This is a genomic window from Candidatus Binatia bacterium (genome assembly GCA_035631035.1).
Lineage (GTDB): Bacteria > Eisenbacteria > RBG-16-71-46 > SZUA-252 > SZUA-252 > DASQJL01.
Genome location: DASQJL010000057.1, coordinates 1 through 4533 on the forward strand (window position 1 = coordinate 1; position 4533 = coordinate 4533).

The 4533-nt window shown below is 67.5% G+C and carries 3 protein-coding genes; 2 read left to right on the forward strand and 1 reads right to left on the reverse strand.

What is annotated here, in order from left to right; genetic code table 11:
- Both VE326_05435 and VE326_05440 read left to right on the forward strand, forming a co-directional pair.
- Nucleotides 1–999: cytochrome c3 family protein (locus tag VE326_05435; protein ID HYJ32643.1), on the forward strand; the 999-nt coding region annotated here is incomplete at its 5' end.
- Nucleotides 996–2813 (forward strand): cytochrome c3 family protein, encoded by a 1818-nt coding sequence (locus VE326_05440; protein HYJ32644.1) that lies wholly within the window; start codon nt 996–998, stop codon nt 2811–2813. The genes VE326_05435 and VE326_05440, both read left to right, overlap by 4 nt.
- Before the next feature lie 946 nt (nt 2814–3759).
- On the opposite strand, the gene VE326_05445 is transcribed toward VE326_05440, so the two are convergent.
- Nucleotides 3760–4533: tetratricopeptide repeat protein (locus VE326_05445; GenBank protein ID HYJ32645.1), on the reverse strand; the 774-nt coding region annotated here is incomplete at its 5' end.

Here is a 4533-nt window from a genome sequence, read left to right on the forward strand (position 1 = left end):
CACAAGGGGAACTTCCGGGGCGTGCCCGCCCGACGCTCGATTCCCACGCTCTGCGCCTCGTGCCACGCCGACGTCGCGAAGATGCGCGTCTACAACCTTCCGTCGAACCAGTTCGAGCTGTACCAGACGTCGCAGCACGGAATCCGCCTCGCCAGGGGGGACGAGGGGGTCGCGGTCTGCACCGACTGTCACGGCGTCCACGAGATCCGCCCGCGCGACGATCCCAAGAGCAGCGTCTTCGGGCGGAACATCCCGGCGACGTGTGGGAAATGCCACGGCAACCCCGCGTTCCTCGCCAAGCGGGGGAAGAAGGACAACCCGGTGGCGGACTACCGCGCCGGAGTGCACGGGAAGGCCTACCTCGCCGGGAACGACGCGGCTCCGGAGTGCACGCGCTGCCACGGCAGCCATGGCGCGACCCCTCCGGGCGCGGCCGATGTGGACAAGGTCTGCGGCACCTGCCACATGAAGACCCGGAGCTACTTCCTCACGAGCGTTCACAAAGAGGCGATGGCCGCGGCGGGCCAGCCGGAATGCGTCGCCTGCCATCACAATCACAAGACGGCCTCGCCCTCGGCGGCGATGTTCGACACGAAGTGCATCGAGTGCCACTCGAAGGGCGACGACGCGATGAAGACGGCCGCCACCTTCAAGCGGATGATCCTGGGCGCCGACGCGGAGATTCACCGCGCAGACTCGCTCGTCACGGCCGCCGCGCGGATCCCGATCTACGTCGAGGACTACCGGTCTCGGCTCCAGGATGCCCGGACCGCGCTGCTCGAGGCGGCCCCGGTGACGCATTCGCTCGACTCCACACAGGTCGAGCCGGCCACCCGCCGCGCGCGCTCGATCGCGATGACGGTGAGCGACGAGGTCCACGAGAAGACGTCGGGGCGCGTGTGGCGGATCGTCGGGCTCGCGCTCTTCTGGTTCTACCTGCTTCTCACCGCACGCATCGTCTGGCTCGCGCGCCGCCGGGCCTCGGAGCCTCCCCGTTGACTTCGTGGAACACCCGGCTCTCCGAGTTTTTCTCCCGGACTCGCGGGCGGATCGTCATTCCGCCGATCCGCGTGACCGGCTTTACCGTGGCGCTCCTGATCGCGTTCGCGATCCTCTTCACCTTCACCTCGGTGCAGGTGACCAGCCAGCCGCGGTTCTGCGGCTCGTGCCACATCATGAAGCCCTACTACGAATCGTGGAAGCATTCCTCCCACCACAACATCGCCTGCGTGGAGTGCCACATCGCGCCGGGCGTGGGCGCGGAGATCCGAAAGAAGTACGAGGCGCTCTCGATGGTGGCGAGCTACTTCACCGGCACGTACGGCACCAATCCCTGGACCGAGGTCGAGGATGCGGCCTGCCTGCGCTGCCATGAGCGGCGCCTGCTGGCGGGGAAGGAGCTGATCCGGGACGTCTTGTTCGATCACTCGACGCACCTGTCGGAGATGCGCCGGGGAAAGACGCTGCGATGCACCTCCTGCCATTCGCAGATCGTCCAGGGAAGCCACATCGCGGTCACCACGTCGACCTGCATCCTCTGCCACTTCAAGAACGCGAAGGAAGGGGAGGGGACGACCCGCTGCCAGCTCTGCCACTCGGTGCCCACCAAGACCTACACCGTGGGCACGGTGCGCTTCGACCACTCCGACGTGGCCCGGTTCGGCATGGAGTGCCGGTGGTGCCACGCGCGCCCCGTCGCGGCGAGCCAGGGCGAGGTGCCGCTGGAGCGGTGCGTGACCTGCCACAACCAGTCGGCGCGGCTCGCGCAGTACTCGAACACCGACTTCCTGCACCAGATGCATGTCACCAAGCACAAGGTCGACTGCATGGACTGCCACCTGCACCTGGAGCACGTGGCGCCGGTCACCGCGAAGACGATGCAGGGGAAGATGCAGCTCGCGACCGCGCGGATCCACCAGGCCGCCACCGACTGCCGGGGCTGTCACGAGACGGGGCACAACCCGCAGCTCGCGCTGTACACGGGCAGCGGGGGCCGCGGCGTGACGCCGATGCCCAGCCCGATGTTCGTCGCGGGCGTCCGCTGCGAGGGGTGCCATCAGGAGCTGCCGGGGCAGACCTCCGAGGTGAACCGCGCCTCGGACATCTCCTGCATGGCCTGCCACGGGCCCGAGTACCGGAAGATCTTCCTGAGCTGGAAGGAGGGAACCGCGCGGCGCGTCGCGGCCGTTCGCGCGCAGGTGGCGGCGACCGAGGGGGCCGTGGGACGGGGCTCGCCGCAGCTGGAAGAGGCGCGATTCAACCTGGACCTGGTGGAGCGGGGCCACGGCGTGCACAACGTCTCGTACGCCTACGCGCTGCTGCGCCGCTCGCACGACGACGTGAACGCGGCGCGGCGCGCCAAGGGGATGGCTCCTTTGGCGGCCCCATGGCGCGAGGCCCCGTACGAGTCGCCCTGCCTCTCCTGCCACGCGGGGATCGAAGACCAGGTCGGCACGATCTTCGGAAAGCGCTATTCCCATGAGGCGCACGTCATCGAGGCCAAGCTGGAGTGCAAGGTCTGCCATCGCACGCACCAGGAGAAGCCGGCCGGCGAGGTGCTGCGCTACGGCGCGGAGGGCTGCGTCACCTGTCACCACAAGCCGCCCGCAGGCGCCGCGTCCCTGACCGTGGCCCAGTGCGTGGCGTGCCATTCCGACGTGAAGACGCGCACCGTGAAGTCCTTCCGCGGCGATTTCGAACACAAGCTGCACATCGAGGACGCCGAGAAGACCTGCACCGACTGCCACGACGTCGCCGCAGGCACGATGGCGATCAAGAAGGCGACGTGCGCGGAGTGTCACGACGAGAAGTAGGTAGAGGTGGGCTCGGTCGCCAGTGGCAGATGATGTAGAGATAGGCGAGCCCACACCTTGGCGGCTCTAACTCTCCTGGGACGAGTAATATATATTAACTCGCCCCGGGGCGAGTCCCGACTTGCGCCAGCGCAAGTTGAGACTGGAGAAGTCCCGACTTGCGCCAGCGCAAGTTGAGACTGGAGGAGTTCCGACTTGCGCCAGCGCAAGTTGAGACTGGATGCGAGACCCCCGCACCACCTCCACCACCCGCGCCAAAGTCCGCACCCGCGCTGGAACATGTGAATCCGGCGACAGATGTAACATGGACGCGACGTCCGCGAGGGTCCAATTCGTCCTGGGACGAGTAATATATATATTAACTCGCCCGGGGGCGAGTCCCGACTTGCGCCGGCGCAAGTTGAGACCGGAGAAGTCCAGACTTGCGCCAGCGCAAGTTGAGACCGGAGAAGTCCCGACTTGCTTCTGCGCAAGTTGAGACCGGATACAAGACCCGCGCAGTACCTCCCACCCGCGTCAAAGTCCAGCACCCGCCCTGGAACATGTGAATCCGGCGACAGATGTAACATGGACGCGACGTGGGCCAGGATCAAACCCGTCGTGGAACGAGTAATATATATATTAACTCGCCCCGGGGCGAGTCCCGACTTGCGCCGGCGCAAGTTGAGACAGAAGTCCTGACTTGCGCCAGCGCAAGTTGAGATCGGGCGCCAGCCCCCGCAGCACCCCCACTACCCGCGCTAAATTCGCACCCGCGCTGGAACATGTGAATCCGGCGACAGATGTAGCATGGGCGCGACGCGCGCTAGGATCGAACTCGTCCTGGGACGACTTATGTATCTTGGCCTCGCAGCGGAGTGAGTCCTTCGTGAGCGAGCCCTCAACGATCGGCAGAACGGCAGCGACAAAATGGAGGCAGCGGCGAAATGAAGAGGGTCCCGAGAGCCTACGACCGGGGATCGGCCTCGCGGGCGCGGGCTTCCCAGGCCGCGGCGTCCTCGTCGCGCCCTAGAACGCGGCACGCTTCGGCCAGCTCGGCGAGCGTCTGTCCCTCGGAGCAGGACCAGGACCAGGAGAAGTCGTAGCCCTTCCGGCCGCTCGCGAGCGCGATCGCGCGGTCGAGGTCGGCCGCGCTGCGGGTGGCGCGCGCGAGGCCGGCCAATCCCTGCACCATGAGATGGCCGCCGCCCAGAGCCCGCGGGCGTCCCTTCACGTGCGCGATCAGCTGGCCGAAGGCCGCGCGCGCGGCCTCGAGGTCGCCCATCTGGAGCGACGCGCGCCCGAGGCTCGCGAGACAGATCCCGCGAAAGGTGTCGCGATACATGTGGTCGCTCTTGTCGACGGAGGCCAGCGCCGAGAGCGCGCTCTCCCGGGCCCCCTCGAGATCGCCGTGGCGCCGGAGCGCTTCGGCCAGCGCGCCGCCCGCGCCCGCGGTCGGTCCGGCGCCTCCCGTGCCCTCGAGCGCGACGACTTTCCGGAAGCACCAGATCGCCTCTTCCGTGGCGCCGAGCGCGAGATGACACCAGCCCAGCCCCAGCCACGCGAAGCCGTGCTGTGCGTCCATATCCACGGTGCGCTGGAAGTACGCGATCCCGCGCGCCACGTCGCCCGAGGCCGAGCAGGCGCACGCGCAGAAGTAGGGGCCGTACGAGCCGGACGCTTCGAGCACCGTCGCGCGCTCGCCCTTCTCGATCGCCTCCACAAAATGCCCCTGGCGGAA